We start from the raw sequence: 2,958 nt of genomic DNA, 5'->3' as shown, positions 1-2,958 counted from the left end.
TGTCCGCAGGCTCTTCGGAAACCTCAGCCAGGGCGCTCGCCAGACGGGGACCTATAACGGGAGCAGCGGCGTTTGCGTCCTCTTTCGAATTCCAATGAACTACGATTCCATACTCGCCGGCATCGTCATCGGTGATGAACATGCATTCGCTGCAACCATTTTGAGCCTTGATGGCAGGAACGAATTCATCGGCGATTTTCTCGGCTGACGATCGCGATCCCGGACCTAAACTGAACCTAACTAATCTTAAGTACATAGTTTCTCTCCTCACTCTTTAAGTTTCACTTACATGCAGGTTAGATATCCCGGTAATCTAAGATTGCCTTCAATATTACATTTGGTTATAAGTTTCGTTATTCAGGAGAATATAAACCCGAAACATCTCCTATTTCAACTTGTTATACCCCATCCGGGGAGACGACGCGAACGCCATCTTAAAACTCATAAATACCAGAGATTGGGATATTCTGCGGCAATCACTGAACTTTCCGTGTTTTATGACTTATAAGAAAACATCGTAAATACATAAAAACCTCTTGCATTGTGGATATTCGGTCTTATATTTAGCGCCGTAGTTAAAAAGAAGTATGAATGAAGCAGAACATAGTTAAATAGACATACCTTTCAGTATCAATATTCATCTTATGTAGGAAATCAAAACTTTTTCATACGCTTTAGTAAGTAAATGCCAAAAAAAGGAGAAATAATATTATGGCAGATCGTGAAACAGGTACGGTAAAATGGTTCAATTCCCAAAAGGGATTCGGTTTCATCACTCGTGATGACGGTGAAGATGCATTCGTGCATTACTCATCGATACAGAATGATGGATTCAAGAATCTCGAAGAAGGTGATAAAGTAGAATTCACCATGAGCGAAGGCGAAAAAGGACCACAGGCTGTAGACGTCACAATCGTAAGCTAAGACTTTGATCTTAGACCGAAGTTCATGAAACAGTTTAGATGGAAATCGGTTTGAATTTACTCAAACTTTAAATATCCGCTAAATCTTTCAAGAGCATCAAAAGCCTCTAAGTTTCACTTAGAGGCTTTTTGTTTTCCGCTGAATTGCTTAATTTGGTTTCGTATGATCAGGAAATATGAAGATAATGACTTAGATGAACTGCTTGATGCGTGGTTCTCCGCATCTAAAGTTGCGCATCCGTTCCTCGGGGAAGAGTTCTTTGAACAGGAGCGGAAAAACATATCGTCCCTCTATCTGCCGAAGGCAGAAACGTGGGTGTATGAGCGGGAGGGTGTTGTTGTGGGTTTCATAGCGCTCATCGGGAATGAGGTCGGAGGGATATTCGTGGATAGCGGGTATCAGAGGAAGGGGATTGGTCGGGAATTGATGGACCACGCAAGGAGCATTAGAGCGGTTTTGGAGCTCGATGTGTTCAAGGATAACAATATCGGTCGAGAGTTCTACAAAAAACAGGGCTTCACCGACATGCATGAGCATACACATGAAGATACCGGTTTTACGCAGCTAAGGCTTAAACTTATTTGCTGACAAAGCTAATCTTCCTGCGCGACGGGCGATCTGATAGGGAATCCCTCGCCCTCCGCTTAGAATTTAAGGAAAACCACCCCTTGATCCCCTCCTTAGGAAGGAGGGGAAAATTAATCTCATCGAAGATGAGATATGTAGGGACAATTCATGAATTGTCCCTGCTAAATTAAAAGATTGGTGTGGCGTAGTCATCGAGCAAATAGCCCGCCTGACATTCGTCTGGCAGGCGAGATGCCTGCGTTCCACCCGCAGCAAATAACCGGAAACGGGACACACTGATCTCTCAAATTGCCCAAACGTCCATTAAGAAATAAATATATGGAGATAATCATCCTGCCGACATTAAATTGGTACGAATTGGAAGCCGGAAGTATTCATTACCTATATTATCTGATGAATAAGGATTGTGTTTAAAAGGAGAAAGGGATATGAGAGTAAGTAAATTTCACTTAAAAGCGCTTTATCTGATTCCGATATTAACAGCCGGCTGTGCTCAATTCAGCATAACGGTACCGGAGGTAACGGACGCCGATTTTAAAGCATCTTACCGGAATGACCTGATGACATTGGCATCGGACGAGTTTCAGGGCAGGAAACCTGGTACTCCGGGAGGACAAAAGACAATTGATTACCTGGTTGAGAGTTTTAAAGCGATGGGAGTCGAGCCCGGAAACAACGGCAGTTATCTACAGGAAGTCAAACTTAAGATCGGAAAGACGCTGCCGACGACCAATACGACAGTCGTCTCTGATAATGACAGTCTGACGTTAGAACCGTTTACACATATTATTGCTTCCGTAATAGGGGAAGAATCGATTCTCGTACTCTTAGAAAACGAGTTGGTTTTTGTAGGTTACGGGGCGGTGTCCGAGGATGACGAATGGGATGACTATTCGGAACTCGACGTGGAGGGCAAGGTAGTCGTCATGCTGCGAAATCATCCCGGATTTGCTTCCGATGATACGACGTTCTTTCAAACTCCTGCCGCTGTCAGGAACGACCGTTTTTCTGTTAAGTTCAATAACGCCAAAACGAATGGAGCATTGGGCGCGATCATGATTATCGATACAGCATTATCTAAGAGAAAATCCAAATGGGAACAGTTCGTTAAGAGATCGGCAAGGGGGAGAAACTATTTAGCAGATGGTGTGGTTGACACATCTAAGATGAAATTGCAAGCCATAATAGATTTAGGCGTAGGAAAAGAGCTGTTGGCGTTAGCCGGTTACGATTACGATTCCCTGGTAGTAGCAGCCTATACGCCCGGTTTTAAGGGTTTCGATTTAGGTCTCAGGATAAGCGGAGAATTTACCCGGGAGGAAGAGCTCTACAGCTCTAATAATGTATTGGGTATAATACGCGGGACAAAGCGTCCCGACGAGGTGATAATATACACCGCTCACTGGGATCATTTAGGAATCCTCGAAGGTGCGGAAGGGGACAGCA

Annotated in this window: 4 protein-coding genes; 3 read left to right on the top strand and 1 reads right to left on the bottom strand. The window is 44.0% G+C overall.

Annotated elements, in window-relative coordinates; translation table 11 throughout:
• Window positions 1-256, bottom strand: a 256-nt coding sequence (locus tag IID12_10205) for a hypothetical protein (protein ID MCH8289455.1), incomplete at its 3' end; no start/stop codon positions are given.
• A 455-nt stretch (window positions 257-711) separates the two neighbouring features.
• Here IID12_10205 and IID12_10200 point away from each other — a divergent pair.
• The 3 genes from IID12_10200 to IID12_10190 all read left to right on the top strand — a co-directional run.
• Window positions 712-924, top strand: coding sequence for a cold-shock protein (locus IID12_10200; protein MCH8289454.1), 213 nt, complete (start codon window positions 712-714; stop codon window positions 922-924).
• Between the two features lie 162 nt (window positions 925-1,086).
• Window positions 1,087-1,512, top strand: coding sequence for a GNAT family N-acetyltransferase (locus IID12_10195; protein MCH8289453.1), 426 nt, complete (start codon window positions 1,087-1,089; stop codon window positions 1,510-1,512).
• A gap of 428 nt (window positions 1,513-1,940) precedes the next feature.
• The coding region (locus IID12_10190; protein MCH8289452.1) for a hypothetical protein at window positions 1,941-2,958 on the top strand (1,018 nt) is incomplete at its 3' end.

Source organism: Candidatus Neomarinimicrobiota bacterium (genome assembly GCA_022567655.1).
Taxonomy (GTDB): Bacteria; Fidelibacterota; SORT01; order SORT01; family SORT01; genus JADFGO01.
Note: the sequence above shows the minus strand (reverse complement) of the source record. Positions and strands in the feature narration are given on the sequence as shown.

Excerpts from the sequence above, each read along its gene's own strand:
- IID12_10200 (MCH8289454.1), top strand. The coding sequence starts at position 712 with ATGGCAGATCGTGAAACAGGTACGGTAAAATGGTTCAATTCCCAAAAG.
- IID12_10195 (MCH8289453.1), top strand. The coding sequence starts at position 1,087 with ATGATCAGGAAATATGAAGATAATGACTTAGATGAACTGCTTGATGCG.